The sequence below is a fragment of the Micromonospora sp. ZG13 genome (assembly GCF_059359355.1).
The window spans coordinates 182,363-202,285 of sequence record NZ_JCADBQ010000009.1; the positions used below are offsets into that span (position 1 = coordinate 182,363).

A 19,923-nucleotide genomic window follows, 5' to 3' on the forward strand; every position below is an offset into this window, starting at 1 on the left:
GGTACGGAGGCGGGCACGGACGGCACGGGGCCCGTGACGCGTCGCGCCACGGGCCCCGTGCGGGCGTCCGTCAGAGGTACTGGCCGGTGTTGCTGGCGGTCTCGATGGACCGCCCGGCCTCGGTGCCCTTGCCGCCGGAGACGAGCGTGCGGATGTAGACGATCCGCTCGCCCTTCTTGCCGGAGATGCGGGCCCAGTCGTCGGGGTTGGTGGTGTTGGGCAGGTCCTCGTTCTCCCGGAACTCGTCGACGCAGGCGTCGAGGAGGTGCTGTAGGCGCAGGCCCTTGCGTCCGGAGGTGAGGAACTCCTTGATGGCCATCTTCTTGCCCCGGTCGACGATGTTCTGGATCATCGCGCCGGAGTTGAAGTCCTTGAAGTAGAGGACTTCCTTGTCGCCGTTGGCGTAGGTGACCTCGAGGAAGCGGTTCTCCTCGGTCTCCGAGTACATCCGCAGCACGACCGCGTCGATCATCGCCGCGACGGTGGCCTGGGGGTCGCCGCCGTGCTCGGCCAGGTCGTCCGGGTGCAGTGGCAGCCCGGAGAGGATGTACTTGGAGAAGATGTCCTTGGCCGCCTCGGCGTCCGGCCGCTCGATCTTGATCTTCACGTCGAGTCGGCCGGGGCGCAGGATCGCCGGGTCGATCATGTCTTCCCGGTTGGAGGCGCCGATGACGATGACGTTCTCGAGCCCCTCGACACCGTCGATCTCGCTGAGCAGCTGCGGGACGATGGTGTTCTCCACGTCGGAGGAGACGCCGGAGCCGCGGGTCCGGAAGATCGAGTCCATCTCGTCGAAGAACACGATCACCGGGGTGCCCTCGCCGGCCTTCTCGCGGGCCCGCTGGAAGATCAGCCGGATGTGCCGCTCGGTCTCGCCGACGTACTTGTTGAGCAGTTCCGGGCCCTTGATGTTGAGGAAGAAGCTGGTGTGCTTCTCCTTGCCCTCCCGCTCGGCGATCTTCTTAGCCAGCGAGTTGGCCACCGCCTTGGCGATCAGCGTCTTGCCGCAGCCGGGCGGACCGTAGAGCAGGATGCCCTTCGGCGGGCGGAGCTGGTGCTCGCGGAACAGGTCGGCGTGCAGGAAGGGCAGTTCCACCGCGTCGCGGATCTGCTCGATCTGCGAGTGGAGGCCACCGATGTCGGTGTAGTCGACGTCGGGCACCTCCTCCAGGACCAGTTCCTCGACCTCGCTCTTCGGGATCCGCTCGTACGCGTACGCCGAGCGGGGCTCGATCATGAGCGAGTCGCCGGCCCTGATCGGCGAGCCGATCAGGGTGTCGGCGAGGTGCACGATGCGCTCCTCGTCGGAGTGCGAGACCACCAGGGCCCGGTCGCCCGGAGCGCCGTCGGGACCCGCGAGGATCTCCTTGAGCATCGCCACCTCGCCGACCCGCTCGAAACCGAACGCGTCGACGATGTTGAGTGCGTCGTTGAGCAGGACCTCCTGGCCTCGCCGCAGCTCGGCGACGTCCAGCGAGGGTGAGACGGCGACGCGGAGCTTGCGTCCGCCGGTGAAGACATCCACCGTGCCGTCATCGTGCCGCGCGAGGAAGACGCCGTAACCACTCGGCGGTTGCGCGAGGCGGTCGATCTCCTCCTTGAGCGTCACGATCTGCGCGCGAGCCTCCTTGAGGGTGCTCACGAGCCGGTCGTTGTTCTCGGTCAGCCGCGCCAACTGTGCCTGGGTGGCCGCCAGCCGCTCTTCGAGCTGCCGGACGTGTCGGGGGCTTTCGGTCAACTTGCGCCGCACCAGAGCGAGTTCCTCTTGAAGGAACGCGACCTGCGTGGAGAGATCGTGGGCCTCCTTCTCCCACCGTGCGGCGCGCGAGTCCGCGTCGTCGCTGCGTGCCACGTCCCACCTCCCCGGGGGGCTTGAACGTTCTGCCCTAACACTAGCCGCTATGAGGCCGATTCGGTCCCACGCAACGCCCTCGTCACCGAACCTTGATCGCGAAGGGTGGCCCCGGGGGCCGGTCCGGGCGTTCGGGTACCGTCGGTGCGTGGGTCGGGAGAACATGGGGGGTGCGCCGTGGCGGAGGTCGTGACGGATCAGCTGCAGGTCTGGGTTGACCAGGATCTCTGCACGGGCGACGGGCTCTGCGTGCAGTACGCGCCCGAGGTCTTCGAGTTCGACGTCGACGGGCTCGCCTACGTCAAGGGCTCCGACGGTGAGCTGCGGACGGCGCCGGGCAGCCGGGTCGACGTGCCGGAGCACCTGCGCCTCGAGGTCATCGACTCGGCGAAGGAGTGCCCGGGCGAGTGCATCCACGTGGTGCGCGGCAGCGACGGCGTCGAGGTGGCCGGCCCGGAGGCCGAGGAGGACTGACGGCGGCGTCCTCCCGCGCCGCCGGGCACGGGAGGACGACCGGACCGTGTGCCGCCCCCGGGGGGCGACGCCCGGGCGTACGGCTCAGAGCATCGGGCGGCCGACCACCGAGGCGACCAGGCGGGCGAACTCCTCCAGCCGGGCGATCTGCCCCGCGCCGCCGTCGTCGAGGGTCTTGCCGAAGCGCAGCGCGTCGTGCCGGGGCCCGCCCACCGCCTCGTCGCTGGGCGGGGCCTCGTCCAGCGAGGTGAGCAGCAGGTAGACGTCGATGCTGTCGACCCGGATCCCGCCGTCGTCGGCGCGGGTCAGCCGGCGCCGGCAGCCGACCTCGGTCACCGTGGAGATCGGCACCACCCGCAGCGACGAGGTCATCGACCCCGGTGGCCCCTCCCCCGGCGGCACGTCCTCACCGTGCCAGAGGACGAGCCGGCTGCCGTCGCAGACCACGACCTCCTGCCACACCCCGTTGACCTCGTTGACGAAGCGTTCCAGCGTGAAGCCGAGCACCGACGCGCCGCCCAGCACCCCGCCGAGCGCCTCCAGCGCGACGTCGGGATCCCGCAGGTACGCCCGGGCCGCCGATTCGAGGTCCTGGTAGGGCGACCAGTCCGGGAACACCGCCGGCAGGTCGCCCCCGCCGAAGCCGGGCCGGCTCATTCCACCTCCCCGTGCCCGGCCCGCCGGCACGCGCCGACGGGCGGGATCCGTCCGTTCACTCCTCGTCGCCCCGCCGCGCCGTCACGGCCGTTCCGCGTCCTCGGTGGCCGCCTGCCGGGCCTGCCGGGCGGCCTCCGCCTCGCGCAGCGCCTGGCGGCGTTCGGCGTACGCCTCGGCGCCCTTGCTGGGCTTGCGGCGCCGCGGCGGCGCGGTGACGCCGGGGGCGAGCTTACGCGCGGAGACCAGGAACGCGGTGTGCGCGATCATGCGGTGGTCCGGTCGCACGGCCAGGCCCTCGGCGTGCCAGTCGCGCACCAGCGACTCCCAGGCCCGCGGCTCGGTCCAGCCGCCGCGCTCGCGCAGCGCCTCGACCAGCTCGGAGAGCTGCGGGGTGGTGGCGACGTAGCCGATGAACACGCCGCCGGGCACGAGGGCCCGCTCGACCATGTCGAGGGTCTCCCACGGGGTGAGCATGTCGAGGATGATCCGGTCGAAGCCGGTCTCGGCGCAGCCGGCGACGTCGCCGACGTGCAGGTGCCACGCGGGGTGCGGCCCGTTGAAGAACGCCTCGACGTTGCGCCGGGCGATCTGGGCGAAGTCGTCGCGCACCTCGAACGAGTGCAGCTCGCCCCCGGTGCCGACCGCGCGCAGCAGCGAGCAGGACAGCGCGCCGGAGCCGGCGCCGGCCTCCAGGACCTTGGCCCCGGGGAAGATGTCGCCCATGGCGACGATCTGGGCGGAGTCCTTCGGGTAGATCACCTGGGCGCCGCGCGGCATGGAGAGCACGTAGTCCGACAGCAGCGGACGCAGGGCCAGGAAGGCGGTGCCACCGCCGGTGGTGGTGACCACGCTGCCGTCGGGCAGGCCGATGAGCGCGTCGTGCTCCAGGATGCCGCGGTGGGTGTGGAACGCCTTGCCGGGCTCCAGGGTGACCGTGTGCATCCGCCCCTTGGGGTCGGTCAGCTGCACCCGGTCGCCGGGCCGGAACGGGCCACGGTGCACGGGGGGCAGCGCCGGGGTGGCGGCGGGCACCGGGACGCCCGGGTCGGCCGGGGCGGCGGGGGGAGTTGCGGTCACGTGTTCATCTTCCGTTGAGGTTCGAGGAGCTGAGCCAGATCCGCGATGTGCAGAACGCCCACGACATCTTCGCCTGAGGTCACCACGTACTGCGCGCCCGGGTGGGTCTGCACGGTCTCCATGACGCGCTCCCCGTCGAGCCCGACCGGCATCGTCGGCAGGTTGGCCAGGGAGCGGGCGACCGCGTCGACGGCCAGCCACGGGCGGCGTTCCGCGGGTACGGCCTGCGCGGCGGCCGGGTCGACCAGGGCGACCGGCCGCCCGGCGGTGTCGGCGACCACGAGGGCCGCGCCCGGGGTGCCGCCCTCGGCGCGGCGGCGGTGCGCCTCGGCCAACGGCGTGCCGGTCGGCACGGCGAACACGGGCCGGGCCAGCCGGGACAGGTCGATCAGCGGGAAGCGGCGGCTGATCCGGGCCATCCGGATCGACTGGCCGGCGCCGCGCCACAGCGTGAACGCGACGAGCAGCATCAGCGGCAGCGCCAGTGGGGCCAGGTCACGGGTGAGGGTGAGCAGGACGACCAGCGCGGCGGTGCCGGCGGCGACGGCGCGCCCCACCCAGCCGGCGACCTCGGTGCCACGGTGCCGGTCGCCGGTCGCCGCCCAGACCGCGGCCCGCAGCGCCCGGCCGCCGTCGAGCGGCAGCCCGGGCAGGCTGTTGAACAGCGCGACGATGACGTTGCTCACGGCCAACTGGAAGGCGAGCTGGTTGGCCAGGGTGCGGTCGGGCAGGGCGAGGGTGGCGGCGACCGCGAGGGCGCCGAGGACGGCGGAGACGGCCGGGCCGGCGAGCGACACCAGCAGGTCGATCCGGGGTGTCGGGGCGTCGCGGTCCATCTCGGTGTAGCCGCCGAGCAGCTCCAGGGTGATCCCGCGCACACCGATGCCGTAGCGGCGGGCGGTGAGGGCGTGGCCGAGCTCGTGCAGCAGCACCGAGCCGAGCAGGGAGACCACGAAGCCGAAGCCGATGAGGTAGCCGGCGAGCTGGGACAGGTCGAGCTGCCGGCGGGCGAACTCGGCGTACAGCACGGTGACCAGCAGGGTGAGCAGCACCATCGAGCCGTTGAGGTGCAGCGGCACCCCGAACACCCGGCCCACGCTCAGGCCGCCCCGCGCGTCGGGCCGGCGGCGCGGTCGCCTCGTCTGCTCCATCGGCTCGATGCTACGCGGCGGAGATCATGCGCCGTCGCGGCGACGGGACCACGCGCCGGCGCGGCGAGGCGATCATGCGCCGGTGCGGCGACGGCGGTGGTGTCACACCGGTGCCCTAACCTTCGGGCATGACGGCGCAACCGGTGACCACGCAGCAGTCCTCGACCCCGGCCGACGTCCCGGCCGACGTCCCGGCGACCGTGCGGGCCTCGCTGTCGCCGTCGCGGGCGGCGGATTTCAAGACCTGCCCGCTGCTCTACCGGTTCCGCAGCATCGACCGGCTGCCCGAGCGGCCGACCGTCGAGCAGGCCCGGGGCACGCTGGTGCACGCGGTGCTGGAGCGGCTGTTCGACCTGCCGGCCACCGGGCGCACCCCGACGGCGGCCGGCGACCTGGTCGGCCCGCAGTGGGACCGGTTGGTCACCGAGCAGCCGGAGCTGGCGGCGCTGTTCGCCGACGGCGACTCCCCCGCCGCGGCCGAGTTCCTCCGCTCCGCCGCCGCGCTGCTCGAGGGCTACTTCGCGGTGGAGGATCCGCGCCGGCTGGAGCCGGCCGAGCGGGAGAGCCTGATCTCGGCGGTGGTCGACGAGGAGCTGCTGATCCGGGGCTACGTCGACCGGCTCGACGTGGCGCCCGACGGGGCGCTGCGGGTGGTCGACTACAAGACCGGCGGCGCACCGCGGGAGGCGTTCGAGGCCCGGGCGTTGTTCCAGCTCAAGTTCTACGCGCTGGTGCTCTGGCGCACCCGGGGTGTGGTTCCCCGGGTGCTGCGGCTGCTCTACCTCAAGGACGCGGAGGTCTGCGACTACGCCCCCGACGCCGACGAGCTGCTGCGCTTCGAGCGCACGGTGGTGGCGTTGTGGCGGGCCATCGAGCAGGCGACCGCGCAGCAGGACTTCCGCCCCCGGCCGAGCCGGCTGTGCGACTGGTGCAGCCACCAGGCGCTCTGCCCGACCTACGGGGGCACGCCGCCACCGTTTCCGACCCTGGCGGCGCCGGACCCGCTGCGCGACGCCCGGTCGCACCCGACGCCCCCGGGCGCCGACGAGTGACCCCGAGGCCCTCACCCGACCGGCGCCGACGGGGATGAGGGGCTCTCCTCCTGAGGGAGGAGGCCGAGCTCACCGCCGGCGACGATCAATCGGGCGGGCCGGCGGATAGCGTCGCGGTATGACTTCGGCCCCCCGGGCGTGGCTGCGCCGGCACCCCCTCGCCGCGGACGCGCTCCTCGCCGGGGGGCTCGTCGTGGCGGAGGTGGTGCTCACCGCGCTGACTCCCCGCGAGTTCTGGCCGGGGCGGCTGCTGGCGGCGCTGGGCTGGAGCGTGGTGTGCGCCGTGCCGGTGGCGTGGCGGCGGGTGGCCCCGTGGGCGGCGGTCGCGCTGGCGGTGGCGACGCTGGCGGTGCCCCTGCTGCTCGGCCCCGCGCCGGCCACCCAGGGCATGACCTTCATGGTGCTCACCTACACGGCGGCCACCGTCGGACCACCGCGTACGGCGGCCGTGGCGGCACTGGCGCTGTGGGTGCCGGTCTGCGTCACCAGCGTCCTCGCCCCGCCGCCCGACGAGTTGCTGGCCAACGTCAGTCCCACCTACCTGGTGCTGAACAACCTGCTGGTCGGCGTCGTGTCGTACTCGGTGGGGCGTGCCGTGCACGCCCGCCGGGCCTCGACGGAGGCGCTGCGGGAGCGGGCCCGGGCGGCCGAGGAGAACCAGCGCTCGCTGGCCGAACGGGCGGTCGCCGACGAACGCCGGCGCATCGCCCGGGAACTGCACGACGTCGTCGCCCACCACGTCAGCGTGATGGGGGTGCTGGCCACGGGCGCGCGCCGCGTACTGCCGAAGGACCCGGACGCGGCCGACGGGGCGATCGCCACCATCGAGCAGACCAGCCGGGAGACACTGCGGGAGATGCGCCGACTGCTCGACGTGCTGCGAACCGACGCCGAGCCGGCCGCCGACCTGGCTCCCCAGCCGGGCCTCGCCGGCATCGAGGCGCTGGTGGAGCAGGTGCGTGAGGCCGGCCTGCCGGTGGCGCTGCGGGTGGAGGGCACGCCGGCGGTGCTGGAGGAGGGGGTGGCGCTGACCCTGTACCGGATCACCCAGGAGGCGCTGACGAACACGCTCAAGCACGCGGGCGCGGCCACCGCCCAGGTGCTGCTGAGCTTCGACGGGGGCACGGTCGACGTGGAGATCACCGACACCGGGCGCGGGCCCGGGCCGGACGGCGACCGCATCGGGCACGGCCTGGTCGGCATGCGGGAGCGGGTCGCCCTCTACGGTGGTGTCCTGCGCACCGGGGCCCGCCCGGGCGGGGGCTTCCGGGTGTCGGCGCGGATCCCGGTGGAGCCGCGGGGTGCGGCGGCGTGACCGAGGAATCGGGACGGGGGAATCGGATGACCGACACGACGGTGCCGGCACGGCCGGTACGCATCCTGCTCGCCGACGACCAGCCGCTGCTGCGTACGGGCTTCCGGATGGTGCTGGGCACGGAGGACGACCTGGACATCGTGGCCGAGGCCGCCGACGGTCTGGAGGCGGTGGAGTTGTCCCGTCGGCTGCTGCCCGACGTGGTGCTGATGGACATCCGGATGCCGCGGATGGACGGGGTCGCCGCGACCCGGGCGATCGTCGACGCCCGCCTGCCGGTGCGGGTGCTGATCCTGACCACCTTCGACCTGGACGAGTACGTGGTGGGGGCGCTGCGGGCCGGGGCGAGCGGCTTCCTGGCCAAGGACGTGCCGGCCGACGACCTGGTGGCCGCGATCCGCACGGTGGCCGCCGGGGACGCGGTGGTGGCGCCGCGGATCCTGCGGCGTCTGCTGGACCGTTTCGCCGACGCGCTGCCCGATCCCGCGGCCGCGCCGCCGCGCGCGCTGAACGCGTTGACCGAGCGGGAGCGGGAGGTGCTCGTGCACGTGGCCCGGGGGCTGTCCAACGCCGAGATCGCCCGGGCGTTGTCGGTCAGCGAGACCACCATCAAGACCCACGTCGGGCACGTGCTGACGAAGCTCGGGCTGCGCGACCGGGTGCAGGCCGTGGTGCTGGCGTACGAGTCGGGTCTGGTGCGCCCGCGCGCGTAGCGCCTCGTCGCCGACGGCGTGTGGGGCGTACCGCCGAGCGCGCCGCGGCACGACGGCACGGTTGCCGCCGTCACCTACCGTGACCGCGGGGGTCGTCGCGTGGTTGACCCTGACGCGGCGTCACTGTGCAGGATCGGTCCGGGCCGGTGGGAAGGCCCTCGACCGGCCGCCGACTCAGGGGCAACCCTGAGTCGGCGGTGGGGGGCACCCGCAGCGCGAAATCCGCCCCGGCTCCGACCGGAGTCGGACGGATCGCGGCGGGCGAGCACAGATGATGGGACTGCCGTGCCGGACCAGCGGGGGCGGCGCGGACCGAAGACAGACGGAAGAGGTAGATGACGTGACCGCGACGGTAGGCCAGCAGGCGCAGGCCGCGGCCCGGGCGAGCGACGTGTGGAAGGTGTACGGCAGCGGCGAGGCACAGGTCGTCGCGCTGCGGGGGGTCAGCGCGGAGTTCGAGCGCGGCCGGTTCACGGCGATCATGGGGCCTTCGGGCTCGGGCAAGTCGACGTTGATGCACTGCCTCGCGGGCCTGGACTCGGTGACGCGTGGCACGGTGTCGATCGGCGACACGAAGGTCACCGGCCTGGGCGACGCGGGCCTGACGAAGCTGCGCCGCGACAAGGTCGGCTTCATCTTCCAGCAGTTCAACCTGCTGCCGACGTTGACGGCCAAGGAGAACATCCTGCTGCCGTTGTCGATCGCCGGGCGCAAGCCGGACCCGGCCTGGTACGACACCGTGATCGCCACGGTCGGGCTACGGGACCGCCTGGACCACCGGCCGGCGCAGCTCTCCGGCGGCCAGCAGCAGCGGGTGGCGTGCGCCCGCGCGCTGGTCGCCCGCCCCGAAGTGATCTTCGCCGACGAGCCGACGGGCAACCTGGACTCGCGGGCCGGCGCGGAGGTGCTCAACTTCCTGCGCAACTCCGTACGCGAGCATGGGCAGACCATCGTCATGGTCACCCACGACCCGACCGCCGCCGCGTACGCCGACCGGGTGGTCTTCCTCGCCGACGGGCAGATCGTCTCGGAGTTGATCGAGCCGACCGCCGACACGGTGCTGGACACCATGAAGAAGCTGGACACCCCCGCCGAGGTGGGGCGCTGATGTTCCGCGCGACCCTCAAGAGCCTGCTGGCCCGCAAGGTCCGGCTGATCCTCTCCGGCCTGGCCGTGGTGCTGGGCGTCATGTTCGTCTCCGGCGCGTTCGTGCTCACCGACACCCTCGGCCGCTCCTTCGACGCGATCTTCGCCGACGCGTACGAGGGGGTGGACGTCAACGTCGCCGCCAAGCCGAAGATCGACGTCGGCGAGACGGAGGGCATCCCGGTGCCGGCGCCGGTGCCGGCGGCCACCCTGGACAGGGTGCGGGCGGTGCCGGGCGTGGCCGAGGCCACCGGCGTGGTCGGCGTCGACGGGGCACGGCTGATCGGCAGCAACGGCAAGGTGGTGGCCTCGTTCGGTCCACCGCAGCTCGGCGAGAACTGGACCGGCGAGAGCGACCTGGTGCGACTGCGCGAGGGGCGGGCCCCGCAGGCCGACGACGAGATCGTCATCAACAGGGCGCTCGCGACGGCCGGCAAGGTGAAGGTCGGCGACCGGGTCGGCGTGCTGACCCTCCAGCCGAAGCAGGAGTTCACCATCGTCGGCGTGTTCGGCTACAGCGGCGACCGGGACTCCATCGGCGGCGCCAACGAGATCATGTTCACGACGCCGGTCGCGCAGAAGCTGATGCTCGGCGCGCCCGACACCTTCAGCAACATCTCGATCACCGCCGCCGACGGGGTGTCGGACGAGGCGCTGCGCGACGCCGTAGCCGCCGCGGTGGGCACCGACTTCGAGGTCAAGACCGGTGCACAACTGTCGGAGGACGCGGCGGCCGGCATGAAGGAGGCGCTGTCCTTCTTCAACCGGATCCTGCTCGGCTTCGCGGCGGTGGCGCTGCTGGTGGGCACCTTCCTGATCCTCAACACCTTCTCGATCATCGTGGCGCAGCGCACCCGGGAGTTGGCGCTGATGCGCGCCGTCGGGGCGAGCGGACGCCAGATCATCGGCTCGGTGGTGCTGGAGGCCGTCGCGGTGGGGCTGGTCGCCTCGGTGCTGGGCCTCGGCGCGGGCATCGGCATCGGCGCGCTGCTGGCGTACCTGTTCAGCACCTTCGCCGGCGGGCTGACCCTGGCGGGGATCGGCGTACCCCTCTCCGCCGTGGTCGGCGCGTTCGCCGTCGGCCTCGTGATCACCGTGGTGGCGGCGCTGCTGCCGGCGCTGCGGGCGTCGCGGATCCCGCCGATCGCGGCGATGCAGGACGTGGCCACCCCCGACCGCCCGCTGACCAAGGTCACCGTGGCCGGGGCGATCGTCACGGCCGTGGGCGGCGCGCTGCTGGCCCTCGGGCTCACCGGCAACGCCGGGGGCAACACCCTGGCCACCATCCTCGGCGGGGTGCTGTTCACCTTCATCGGCGTGGCCCTGCTGACGCCGCTGATCAGCCGGCCGGTGGTGAGCCTGCTCGGCGCGATCTTCGCCTGGTCGGTGCCGGGCAAGCTGGGGCGGCTCAACTCGGGGCGCAACCCGCGCCGCACCGCCATCACCGCCGCCGCGCTGATGGTCGGCATCGCCCTGGTCACCGGGGTGACGGTGATCCTGGACTCGGCGAAGAGCAGCATCGGCGGGCTCGCCCAGGACAGCCTGAAGGCGGAACTGGTGATCGCCGGGGCGCAGAGCGGCCCCCGCCCGCCGAGCTTCGACCCGGCGGTGCTGGAGAAGGCCGCCGCGATCCCCGGGGTGCGCCTGGTCGACGGCGAGTACGGCGACCTGGCGATCGTCGGCGGCGAGCGCACCTGGGTGGCGGCGAGCAGTGACGTCGCCGCGCTGCGGCAGATCTTCGGGGCCGAGCCCACCGCCGGCGACATCGACCGGCTGGCGCCGGACGCGATGCTGGTCAGCTCGGACACGGCGACGGCCCGCGGCCTCTCGGTCGGTTCGAAGGTGCCGGTGCAGACGTCACGGGGCGAGGCACGCACCTACACCGTGACCGGCATCTACGCCAGCTCCCAGCTGACGAACCCGGTGGTGCTGCCGGCGGAGGCGGCACGCGACTTCACCATCCCGCAGCCGATCCAGGGCTTCATCCAGCTGGCGCCGGGCACCCGGGTGGCCGACGTGCAGCCGCAGATCGAGGCGCTGCTCGCCGACTCCCCCGAGGTGTCGGTGGCCGACCGGGAGGCGTTCATCGAGCAGCAGACCGGCCAGCTGGACGGGCTGCTCACGATGATCCAGATCCTGCTGGCGCTGGCCATCGTGATCGCCGTGCTCGGCATCATCAACACCCTGGCGCTGTCGGTGCTGGAGCGCACCCGGGAGCTGGGGCTGCTGCGGGCCATCGGCCTGCGGCGGGCGCAGACCATGCGGATGATCACCGTGGAGGCGGTGGTGATCTCGGTGTTCGGCGCGCTGCTCGGCGTGGTCGTCGGCGCCGGCCTCGGCGCGGCCGTGGTCGAGGCGCTGCGCGACGAGGGGATCACCGACCTGGTGCTGCCCTGGACGCAGATGGGGATCTTCCTGGGCCTCGCCGCGATCGTGGGGGTGGTCGCGGCGGCGCTGCCGGCGGTGCGGGCCGCCCGGATCAACGTGCTGGGCGCCATCGCCCACGACTGATCCCGACGCGCGACGAGGGCCCCGCCGGTCGGCGGGGCCCTCGTCGTCTCAGCCGACGGGCGGCGGCGCGCCGAGCAGGGCCGCCAGCAGCTCCAGGTCCGCGCCGGTCAGGCTCTCCAACTGGTGTACGCCGTCCAGCGGCCCGATCGGCACCTCCGCCGGTACGGCCAGCACCGCCGCGCCGGCGGCGAGCGCGCTCGCCACCCCCGTCGGCGAGTCCTCGATCGCCACGCAGCGGGCGATCGGCACGCCGAGCAGCCGGGCGGCGGTCAGGTACGGCTCCGGGTGCGGCTTGGCCGCCTCGACCTCGTCGCCGCAGACGATGGCGTCGAAGCTGTCGCGCCCGAGGGTGTCCAACGCCACCTCCACCAGCGGCCGGCCGCTGGAGGTCACCAGCGCGGTCGGGATGCCCGCCGCCCGGACGGCCCGCAGCAGGTTCAGCGCGCCGGGACGCCAGCGCAGCCCGGTGCGGAACAGCTCCAGGATGCGGGCGTTGATCCACGCCGCGCTGGCCTCGGGATCGCGCCCCGGCTGGTCCAGGTCGTCGTGCAGGAGGCGCATCGACGCGGCCATGCTGGAGCCGATCATCGCCTTGCGGGCGGGGTCGGAGAGGGTGCCGCCGTACTCGGCCGCCAGCTCGTGCAGCGCGACGTCCCACAGCTTCTCGCTGTCGACCAGGGTGCCGTCCATGTCGAAGAGCACGGCGGCCAGGTGGTGGCTGTTCAGCGGGTCCTCCCTCGGGTGGCTACCCGGGGATCCTCTCAGCCGGCACGGCGCCGGCGCGCGCCCAGGTGTCGCGGGGTGACGTGGCCGACGGGTTGCGCCCGCACGCGAGACTCGGGGACAACCGGCCGCCGCCACGGCGGCCCTCGCGCGGAGGTCGCCATGCGCGTCCGATCCCTGGTCTCCCGGTGCACCGTGGTCCTGCTCGCCGCAGCCGTCGCGATCTGGCCGGCGGGGCCGGCCGCCGCGGCGAGCCTGCCGTTGGAACGCTGCTACGACCTGGAGACCCCCCAGCACGAGGATGAGCGGGACTGGTTCGCGCCGGGCAACGTGCACACCACGTGGCCCTCGCCGGTGGGCATGGTCGACCGGGACGTGTTCCGGGCGTCGGCCATAGGCACGATCCGCATCGACCACTGGGGCACCCGGAAGTCCATCTCCGGCGAGCTGCCGCTGGCCGGCAGCGGCTGGCCCGCGCCCGACGCCCCCCGGTACGCGCTGATCGCGAAGGTGACCTCCGGATCCATGCTGGTGCTGCGCAACGGGCTCACCTACACCTCGGGCCGGTGGTTCCCGGTCGGCGCCGACAGCGGCTGCATGCTCTACTCCAACGGCGGTGCGCCGTCGCGGCTCATCTTCTCCTTCAACGACCCGAACCTCGGCGACAACGGCGGCGGGGCGCAGGTGTGGGTGCGGCAGTGGTGGAACTAGCGCCGCCGCGGCGGGTTCAGCTCAGGCCGCAGGCGTCCAGGGACTGCTCGTAGCCGCGGAAGAACGCTTCGGTGCGCTGCTCGGCGGTGCCGTGGGCGCCCTCGGCGAACCAGGGTTGGTCGGGGGCGTCACCGACGGCCAGCAGCCCCTCCCGGAACTCCTCCAGGTCGCCGTCGGCGAGCCGCAGCGCCTTCGCGCGTACCGAGTCGCCGAGGTAGGCCCCGGCCATGCAGTCGGCCTGCAACTCCTGCTGGATGGTGTAGGAGTAGCGGATGCCGAGCCGGGCCTGGATGCCGTGCGCGTACTCGTGGCCGAGCAGGTAGAACACGAAGGCGTCGCCGACCTGGCGGAACGCGGCCACCGACCAGTTCACGTCGTAGGCGATGAAGTCGCCCGCCGAGCAGTAGACGGCGTTGTTGCGCGGCAGCGGCTGCCCGCCGCAGGAGACCTCCCCCGCCCGCTGGTACGGGATGATCCGGCGGATCGGGCGGAACCGCTGTCCCGAGGCCCGGAACTGGGCAGCCCAGTACCGCTCGGCGATGCTCTGCGCGTCGGCGACGTCCTGCCGGAACTCCGCGACGCTGGTGGTGCCGTCGGCCCGGGTCTGCTCGTCGCCCGGCGAGGTGGCGCCGCCGGGTCGCCGTGGCGCGGGCTGCTGTCCCTCGGGTTCGGACACCCCGCCGACCACGCACCCGGCCGCCGCGACGAGGGCCACCAGCAGGCCGGCCAGCGAGCTTCGCGGTCGGCGTCCCAGGCGCGTCGTCACTGTGCCCTCCCGGCGTCGGCGTCGCGGCGTGCAGTACCCCCGTGGTGGGTCCCTCATGCCCGGACACGGACGCACACGGCGGCGGGGCCGCCGGTTCACCGGCCCGGGGACGGTCAGGGGCTCGCGGCGAGGAAGACGAAGGCGGCGAGCAGCACCAGGTGCACGCCGCCCTGGAGCACGGTGGCCCGCCCCGGCACCACGGTCAGCACGCTTGTGACGACGGTGAGGGCGAGCAGGGTCACCTGGGTGCCGCCGAGACCGAGCAGCAGCGGGCCCTCCAACCAGATCGACGCGAGCGCTATCGCCGGGATGGTCAGCCCGATGCTGGCCATGGCCGAGCCCAGGGCCAGGTTCAGACTGATCTGCACCCGGTCGCGGCGGGCGGCCCGGGCGGCGGCGAGCGTCTCGGGCAGCAGCACCAGCAGCGCGATGACCACCCCCACGAAGGACGGGGGCAGGTTCGCCACGGCCACGGCCGACTCGATCGCCGGGGAGACCGACTTGGCGTCGCCCACCACGGCGACCAGCGCCACCAGCAGCAGTCCCAGGCTGAGCAGGGCGGCCCGGCCGGACGGCGGCTCGGCGTGCCCCTCGGTGTCGAGCACCCGCCCCTGGTTGTCGACGGGCAGGAAGTAGTCGCGGTGGCGGCCGGTCTGCAGCATGACGAACAGGCCGTAGAGTGCGAGCGAGACCACGGCGGCGAAGGCGAGCTGCGCCGGGGTGAACTGCGGTCCCGGCCGGCTGGTGGTGAAGGTCGGCACCACGAGGCTCAGCGCGGCGAGGGTGGTCACGGTGGCCAGCGCCCCGCCGGTGCCCTCGGAGTTGAACACCGCCACCCGTCGGCGCAGCGCCCCGATCAGCAGCGACAGCCCGAGGATGCCGTTGCAGGTGATCATCACGGCGGCGAAGACGGTGTCGCGCGCGAGGGACTGCGTCTTCTCGCCGCCGCTGATCATGAGCGTGACGATCAGGGCCACCTCGATGACGGTGACGGCCACGGCGAGCACGAGCGAGCCGTACGGCTCCCCCACCTTGTGGGCCACCACCTCGGCGTGGTGCACGGCGGCCAGCACCGCGCCCGCCAGCAGCAGGGCCACGACCACCACGACGGGACCGGAGAGGTCACGCCCCCAGGTCAGGATCAACACCAGGATCGCCAGCAGCGGGACGAACACGGTCCAGTCGGTCAGACGTGAGCGAAACGGCGCGGCCATGCCCCAACCTTCGCAGAGCAGACGGCCGGCTGAACGCGTACCGACGCCTCGGGTTGCGACTCGGGGCCACCGTCCCCGGCCAGGGACCTCAGGTCGCGTCCGGCAGCCACGCCTCGAGTACGGCGGGCTCGGCGACCGCCTGCCGCACCTGCGTCCGCTCCGGCGCGGTCAGCGGCAGCGCCGCGAGCCGGGCGCCCCAGTCGGGCACCAGCTCCGGCTTCTCCAGCGCGAGCGACAGCTCGATCAACCCGGCCAGCGCCAACGCCTGCTCCACCGCCGGCGCGGCGTCGCCGTGCCGGCGCAGCCCCGAGTTGAGCGCCCGGAAGGCGGCCAGGTCGTCGCTCTTGAACTCCCGCAGGATCCGCGCGTTGTCGAGGACCCGGGCCAGGCCCGGCAACCACTTCGCGCCGCCGTACTCCAGCTCCGCCGGCTCGTCGCGCTGGATGAAGACGATGGTGTTTCCCGACGGATCGACGACGCTGAACCGGGACGCGCCGGGGCGGTAGCGGGTCATCCGGGGGCGCCCCTTGGCGAGCACCTTGCCGTGGGTGCGGCGCATCGCCTCGCTGAACGCCGCGTGGTAGGGCGCGACCGCGTCGACCATCACCAGGCAGCCGCCGGTGCTCTCGGCCGACGGGTCCACGCCGCTCGGCGCGCCGCCGTAGTGCAGCTCGAACCCGCTCCAGCGGAACGCCAGGTAGAGGTACGGCTTCGTCTGCTCGTAGGTGACCTCGAAGCCGAGCGCGCGCCAGAACGCCAGGGTCTCCTCCGCCGACACGCAGTGCAGCAACGGCACCGTGGTCTCGTTCGGCTGGATGCGGTGCTCGGTCATCGCTGCGCCCCAATCCCCCGTCGACGGCCCGGCCATTGTGCCAGCGCGCCGGGCGTGACGTGTGCCCCTCGGGCGGTGCTCGGCCGGCCAGGAGGGCGCAGCGGCGCGCGAGCTCGCCGTCGGCCGCGTGCATCGGGGGGCGGGGTGTGGGTTCAGTGCGTTGACGGGACGTCGGTGCCGCGCGGACCGGCCCGGGCAGGCGTAGGCTGGGGGCATCCCGGAAACGACGGCATCCCACTCCTGAGGGTGCCCGCCACGCCGGCTCCGCCCGAGGGCACGCGACGTCCGACCCGATCCGACGGTCATCCGGCCCGCCTCGATCACCGCGTCCTTCGCGGTGGCACGACGCACCAGCTCCGGGAAGTCCTTCTCACCTGCCAGCGGCCGAGGGTGCCGTTGACCCGCGCGACGCTCGCGGTCGACACCACGGTGACCGGCACCGCCCGTACCGCACCCCCGAGCGGGGCAACCGACGATCCGACCGGGCGGGTCGGCGCACCGGGCGTCCGCCCGGCGCAGGACGCGACGCTGACGCACGACCCCACCGCTACGCCGCGGTCACGGCGATGAGGAATCCGACATGACGCCAACGACCCACGCACTCGCTCCCCCATCGCCGCCGCGCCTGCGGATCGAACCGACGCGCACCACGCGTACGCTGCTCGACGGCGGCTGGTGGCCCCGCTCGACGGATCCGCTCGCCGAGCTGCCCGGCCTCGTCCTCGCCATCGACCTGCTGCACGGGCCGATCGTCCGGCTGGTCCTCAACGCCGACGTCTGGGACGGCAACCCGCGCCGCCTGGCCGTCGACGGCAGGGTGGTGCGGGTGGGCTACTTCGCCAGCCAGCCCGCCACCCTGCTGACCGCGATCTGCCTCAACGACGACCGGGTCGACCTGCTGGTCGTCCCGCCGCAGACCCCCGTCGGCCTGGCCGAGGCGGCGATGGCGCTCGCCGTCACCGCCGGCAACCTGGTGCGTTCACCGAATCTGCTCGCCGCCGCGGGCACGACGTCCGCCGCGCGGACCGGCAGCGCCGACAGGCACACCTGGGAGGGCGAGGGCGGCCGTCTCCGCACCGACCCCGACGCCCCTTCCCGCCCGGCCGACGTTGGACCGGCCGGGATGCCCGCCCCGACAGCGCCCCCCAGGCAGCGGCGCACCGGCGACCTTCTCACCATCACCACCAAGGAGCAGACCATGACAGTTTCCCGGCACACGATCGTCGCCGCACTGCGTCGGCGCGGCCAGCACACCAGGGCCGACTGGGTCGAACGGGAACTGCCGGCGCAGGTCGACACCACCCGGCACGCCGGGCTGCTCGCGACCCTGCGTCTCGACCTCGCCGAACTGGACGGGTCGACGACACGGTGAGAGTGGCCCTGCTGGGCCCGGTGGCCTGGCGGACGCCGCCGCGCCACTACGGTCCGTGGGAACAGGTGACCGGCCTCCTGGCCGAAGGCCTCGTCGCGCGGGGTGTGGACGTGACGCTCTTCGCCACGTTGGACTCGATCACCTCCGCCGCCCTGGACGGGGTGTGCCCACGCGGCTACGCCGAGGATCAGGGCATGGACGGGCGGGTCTGGGAGGCGATGCACGTCTCCCACGCGTTGGCCCGCTCCGCCGAGTTCGACCTCGTGCACAGTCACCTGGACTGGCTGCCGCTGGCCTTCGCCGCGCACTGCGACGCCCCGCTGCTGACCACCGTGCACGGCTTCTCCGGGGCGGGGATCCTGCCGGCGTACGAGAAGGGCCGCTCGGCATACGTCTCCATCTCCGACGCCGACCGGGTCCGGGGGCTCGACTACCTCGCCACCGTGTACCACGGGGTCGACCTGGACGGGCTGCCGTTCACCCCGGACCCCGGCCCCGGCCTGGTGGCCTTCGGCCGGATCCATCCCGACAAGGGCACCCACACCGCCATCGAGATCGCCCGGCGGGCCGGCCGGCCGCTGACCATCTGCGGCATCGTGCAGGACGAGCGGTACTTCAGCGAGCAGGTGGCGCCGCACGTCGACGGCGAGCGGGTCACCTTCCTCGGCGCCGTGGGCCCACGCAGCCGCGGCGAGGTCCTGGGCGGCGCCGCCGCCCTGCTGCACCCCGTCGCCTTCGACGAACCGTTCGGCCTGTCGGTGGTGGAGTCGATGGCCTGCGGCACACCGGTCGTGGCGTACGCCCGTGGGTCGATGCCCGAGGTGGTCGACGAGGGGGTGACGGGGCTGCTCGTGCGGACCGCCGAGCAGGCCGTCGAGGCGGTCGGTCGGGTGACGTCGATCGACCGCGCCGCCTGCCGGGCCCGGGCCCGGCAGCGCTTCGGCGCCGACCGGATGGTCACCGACTACCTCGCCGTCTACGACGACCTCACCCGTCGCCCCGAACGCTGACGTCCTCCACGCGCCCAGGTCCCACCAACAAGTCCGGCTCCCACTCGACCCCGGTCCGCCACCGGCCCCACCCCGTTGACGCGGCGGTCGCCGGTGAACCCGTCCGTCGGCCGCCCACTCGGCCGACGCGCGCCGTTACCTCGTGAGGCCCGCCCCGTCCCTCGGTGGCGGCCGACAACCGGAAGGCACGGCACCCGATGTCCACCCGTTATGGCTTCCTGAGCACCCACCCGCCGACCCGGTGCGGGCTGGCCACCTTCAACGCGGCCCTCGCCGCCCATCTCACCGCCGGCGGACCGCCCGGCGGCGTCGTGCGGGTCACCGCCCCCGGCGACTCCCCGCGCCCGGAACCGGGCGTCGTGCACACCTGGTCCACGCGGAACGCGGTCGGCTGGCGGGGCGCCGCCGCGGCGCTCAACGCCTTCGACGTGGCCGTCGTGCAGCACGAGTACGGCATCTACCCGGGAACCGACGGCGAGGACGTCCTGCCGGTGCTGCGCCGGCTCACCGTGCCGAGCATCGTGGTCCTGCACACCGTGCTCCGTCAGCCCTCGGCCCGGCAGAAGACGCTGCTGGAGCAGATCGTGGCCGCCGCCGGCGCGGTCGTCACGATGACCGGCACCGCCCACGACCGGCTGCTCGTCGGCTACGCCGTCGACCCCGCGAAGGTGTCGGTGATCCCGCACGGGGCCGCCGATCCGGTGGGCGCGCCCACCCTGCGGCGCACCCGCCCGCACCTGCTCACCTGGGGACTGCTCGGGCCGGGCAAGGGAATCGAGTGGGCGTTGCGGGCGCTGGCCCGGTTGCAGGACCTGGACCCGACCCCCACGTACACCGTCGCCGGCCGGACCCATCCGAAGGTGATCGAGCACCAGGGCGAGGCGTACCGGGCCGGCCTGCACCGCCTCGGCGCCGAACTCGGCGTCGCGCACTGCGTGGACTACCAGGCCGCGTACCAGGACCAGGCCACGCTCGGCGCGCTGATCCGCTCCGCCGACGTGGTCGTGCTGCCCTACGACTCGACCGAACAGGTGACCTCCGGCGTCCTGACCGAAGCGGTGGCCGCCGGCGTCCCCGTCGTCGCCACGCCCTTCCCGCACGCCGTCGAGTTGCTCACCGGCGGCCCCGGGCTGGTCGTACCCCATCGGGACCCGGCGGCACTGGCGGACGCGATCCGGCGGATCCTCACCGAACCCGGCCTGTCCGCGAACCTCGCCGGGCGCTCCCGACCGATCGCGGCGGACCTGCGCTGGCCGTCGGTGGCGGCGCGGTACGAGGCCCTCGCCGGGCGGCTCGTCGCCGGCCGGTCGCCCACCGTCACCCCGGCAGCGGCGTGACCACGTCGGG

At 73.6% G+C, this 19,923-nt stretch carries 18 protein-coding genes; 10 read left to right on the plus strand and 8 right to left on the minus strand.

The genetic code is table 11. The annotated features are described in order from the left end of the window. Window positions 1-70: 70 nt before the first annotated feature. Entirely contained in the window at window positions 71-1,852 is a 1,782-nt protein-coding gene (arc, locus tag AC5L34_RS19990) for a proteasome ATPase (protein WP_089000441.1), read from the minus strand. 177 nt (window positions 1,853-2,029) lie between these two features. Between arc and AC5L34_RS19995 the strand changes: the two genes are divergently transcribed. Further along, window positions 2,030-2,326 carry a ferredoxin gene (locus tag AC5L34_RS19995; RefSeq protein ID WP_089000442.1) on the plus strand — a complete coding sequence of 99 codons (297 nt, stop codon included), beginning with the start codon at window positions 2,030-2,032 and terminating at the stop codon, window positions 2,324-2,326. Window positions 2,327-2,410: 84 nt separating this feature from the next. Here AC5L34_RS19995 and AC5L34_RS20000 read toward each other — a convergent pair whose 3' ends face one another. From AC5L34_RS20000 to AC5L34_RS20010, 3 genes are all read right to left on the minus strand, one after another. Next, a complete protein-coding gene (locus tag AC5L34_RS20000) occupies window positions 2,411-2,983 on the minus strand; it encodes a hypothetical protein (protein ID WP_441177650.1) in 573 nt (190 codons plus the stop codon). An 81-nt stretch (window positions 2,984-3,064) separates the two neighbouring features. Beyond that, window positions 3,065-4,060: a tRNA (adenine-N1)-methyltransferase gene (locus AC5L34_RS20005; protein ID WP_441177649.1), complete on the minus strand. Its 996-nt coding sequence runs from the start codon at window positions 4,058-4,060 to the stop codon at window positions 3,065-3,067. Continuing rightward, a complete protein-coding gene (locus AC5L34_RS20010) occupies window positions 4,057-5,148 on the minus strand; it encodes a M50 family metallopeptidase (protein WP_441177708.1) in 1,092 nt (363 codons plus the stop codon). The genes AC5L34_RS20005 and AC5L34_RS20010 overlap by 4 nt, the downstream gene beginning before the upstream one ends. A 191-nt stretch (window positions 5,149-5,339) precedes the next feature. Here AC5L34_RS20010 and AC5L34_RS20015 point away from each other — a divergent pair, with 191 nt between their 5' ends. The 5 genes from AC5L34_RS20015 (at window position 5,340) to AC5L34_RS20035 (ending at window position 11,948) form a co-directional block, all read left to right on the plus strand. Then, window positions 5,340-6,263 (plus strand): RecB family exonuclease, encoded by a 924-nt coding sequence (locus tag AC5L34_RS20015; protein WP_441177648.1) that lies wholly within the window; start codon window positions 5,340-5,342, stop codon window positions 6,261-6,263. A gap of 118 nt (window positions 6,264-6,381) precedes the next feature. Further along, window positions 6,382-7,578, plus strand: a complete 1,197-nt coding sequence (locus AC5L34_RS20020; RefSeq protein WP_441177647.1) for a sensor histidine kinase — start codon at window positions 6,382-6,384, stop codon at window positions 7,576-7,578. 26 nt (window positions 7,579-7,604) lie between these two features. Beyond that, window positions 7,605-8,291 (plus strand): response regulator, encoded by a 687-nt coding sequence (locus AC5L34_RS20025; protein WP_441177646.1) that lies wholly within the window; start codon window positions 7,605-7,607, stop codon window positions 8,289-8,291. 340 nt (window positions 8,292-8,631) lie between these two features. Further along, window positions 8,632-9,399 (plus strand): ABC transporter ATP-binding protein, encoded by a 768-nt coding sequence (locus AC5L34_RS20030; protein WP_121398229.1) that lies wholly within the window; start codon window positions 8,632-8,634, stop codon window positions 9,397-9,399. Further along, entirely contained in the window at window positions 9,399-11,948 is a 2,550-nt protein-coding gene (locus AC5L34_RS20035; RefSeq protein WP_441177644.1) for an ABC transporter permease, read from the plus strand. The genes AC5L34_RS20030 and AC5L34_RS20035 overlap by 1 nt, the downstream gene beginning before the upstream one ends. A 48-nt stretch (window positions 11,949-11,996) precedes the next feature. On the opposite strand, the gene AC5L34_RS20040 is transcribed toward AC5L34_RS20035, so the two are convergent. Further along, window positions 11,997-12,650 carry an HAD family hydrolase gene (locus tag AC5L34_RS20040; protein ID WP_441177643.1) on the minus strand — a complete coding sequence of 218 codons (654 nt, stop codon included), beginning with the start codon at window positions 12,648-12,650 and terminating at the stop codon, window positions 11,997-11,999. A 183-nt stretch (window positions 12,651-12,833) separates the two neighbouring features. Between AC5L34_RS20040 and AC5L34_RS20045 the strand changes: the two genes are divergently transcribed. After that, window positions 12,834-13,382 carry a hypothetical protein gene (locus AC5L34_RS20045; RefSeq protein WP_494826371.1) on the plus strand — a complete coding sequence of 183 codons (549 nt, stop codon included), beginning with the start codon at window positions 12,834-12,836 and terminating at the stop codon, window positions 13,380-13,382. 16 nt (window positions 13,383-13,398) lie between these two features. Here the strand turns inward: AC5L34_RS20045 and AC5L34_RS20050 are convergent, their stop codons facing one another. From AC5L34_RS20050 to AC5L34_RS20060, 3 genes are all read right to left on the minus strand, one after another. After that, window positions 13,399-14,148, minus strand: a complete 750-nt coding sequence (locus AC5L34_RS20050) for a neutral zinc metallopeptidase (protein WP_441177641.1) — start codon at window positions 14,146-14,148, stop codon at window positions 13,399-13,401. Window positions 14,149-14,261: 113 nt separating this feature from the next. Continuing rightward, window positions 14,262-15,362, minus strand: a complete 1,101-nt coding sequence (locus AC5L34_RS20055; protein ID WP_441177640.1) for a calcium:cation antiporter — start codon at window positions 15,360-15,362, stop codon at window positions 14,262-14,264. Window positions 15,363-15,450: 88 nt separating this feature from the next. Next, window positions 15,451-16,194, minus strand: coding sequence for a DUF8817 family protein (locus AC5L34_RS20060; RefSeq protein WP_441177639.1), 744 nt, complete (start codon window positions 16,192-16,194; stop codon window positions 15,451-15,453). 580 nt (window positions 16,195-16,774) lie between these two features. On the opposite strand from AC5L34_RS20060, the gene AC5L34_RS20065 reads away from it, so the two are divergent. From AC5L34_RS20065 to AC5L34_RS20075, 3 genes are all read left to right on the plus strand, one after another. Next, complete coding sequence (locus tag AC5L34_RS20065) at window positions 16,775-17,566, plus strand: DUF5994 family protein (protein ID WP_441177638.1); 792 nt, start codon at window positions 16,775-16,777, stop codon at window positions 17,564-17,566. Beyond that, window positions 17,563-18,576, plus strand: a complete 1,014-nt coding sequence (locus tag AC5L34_RS20070; RefSeq protein ID WP_494826374.1) for a glycosyltransferase family 4 protein — start codon at window positions 17,563-17,565, stop codon at window positions 18,574-18,576. The genes AC5L34_RS20065 and AC5L34_RS20070 overlap by 4 nt, the downstream gene beginning before the upstream one ends. 197 nt (window positions 18,577-18,773) lie before the next feature. Next, window positions 18,774-19,913, plus strand: a complete 1,140-nt coding sequence (locus AC5L34_RS20075; RefSeq protein ID WP_494826376.1) for a glycosyltransferase — start codon at window positions 18,774-18,776, stop codon at window positions 19,911-19,913. Window positions 19,914-19,923 lie beyond the last annotated feature (10 nt).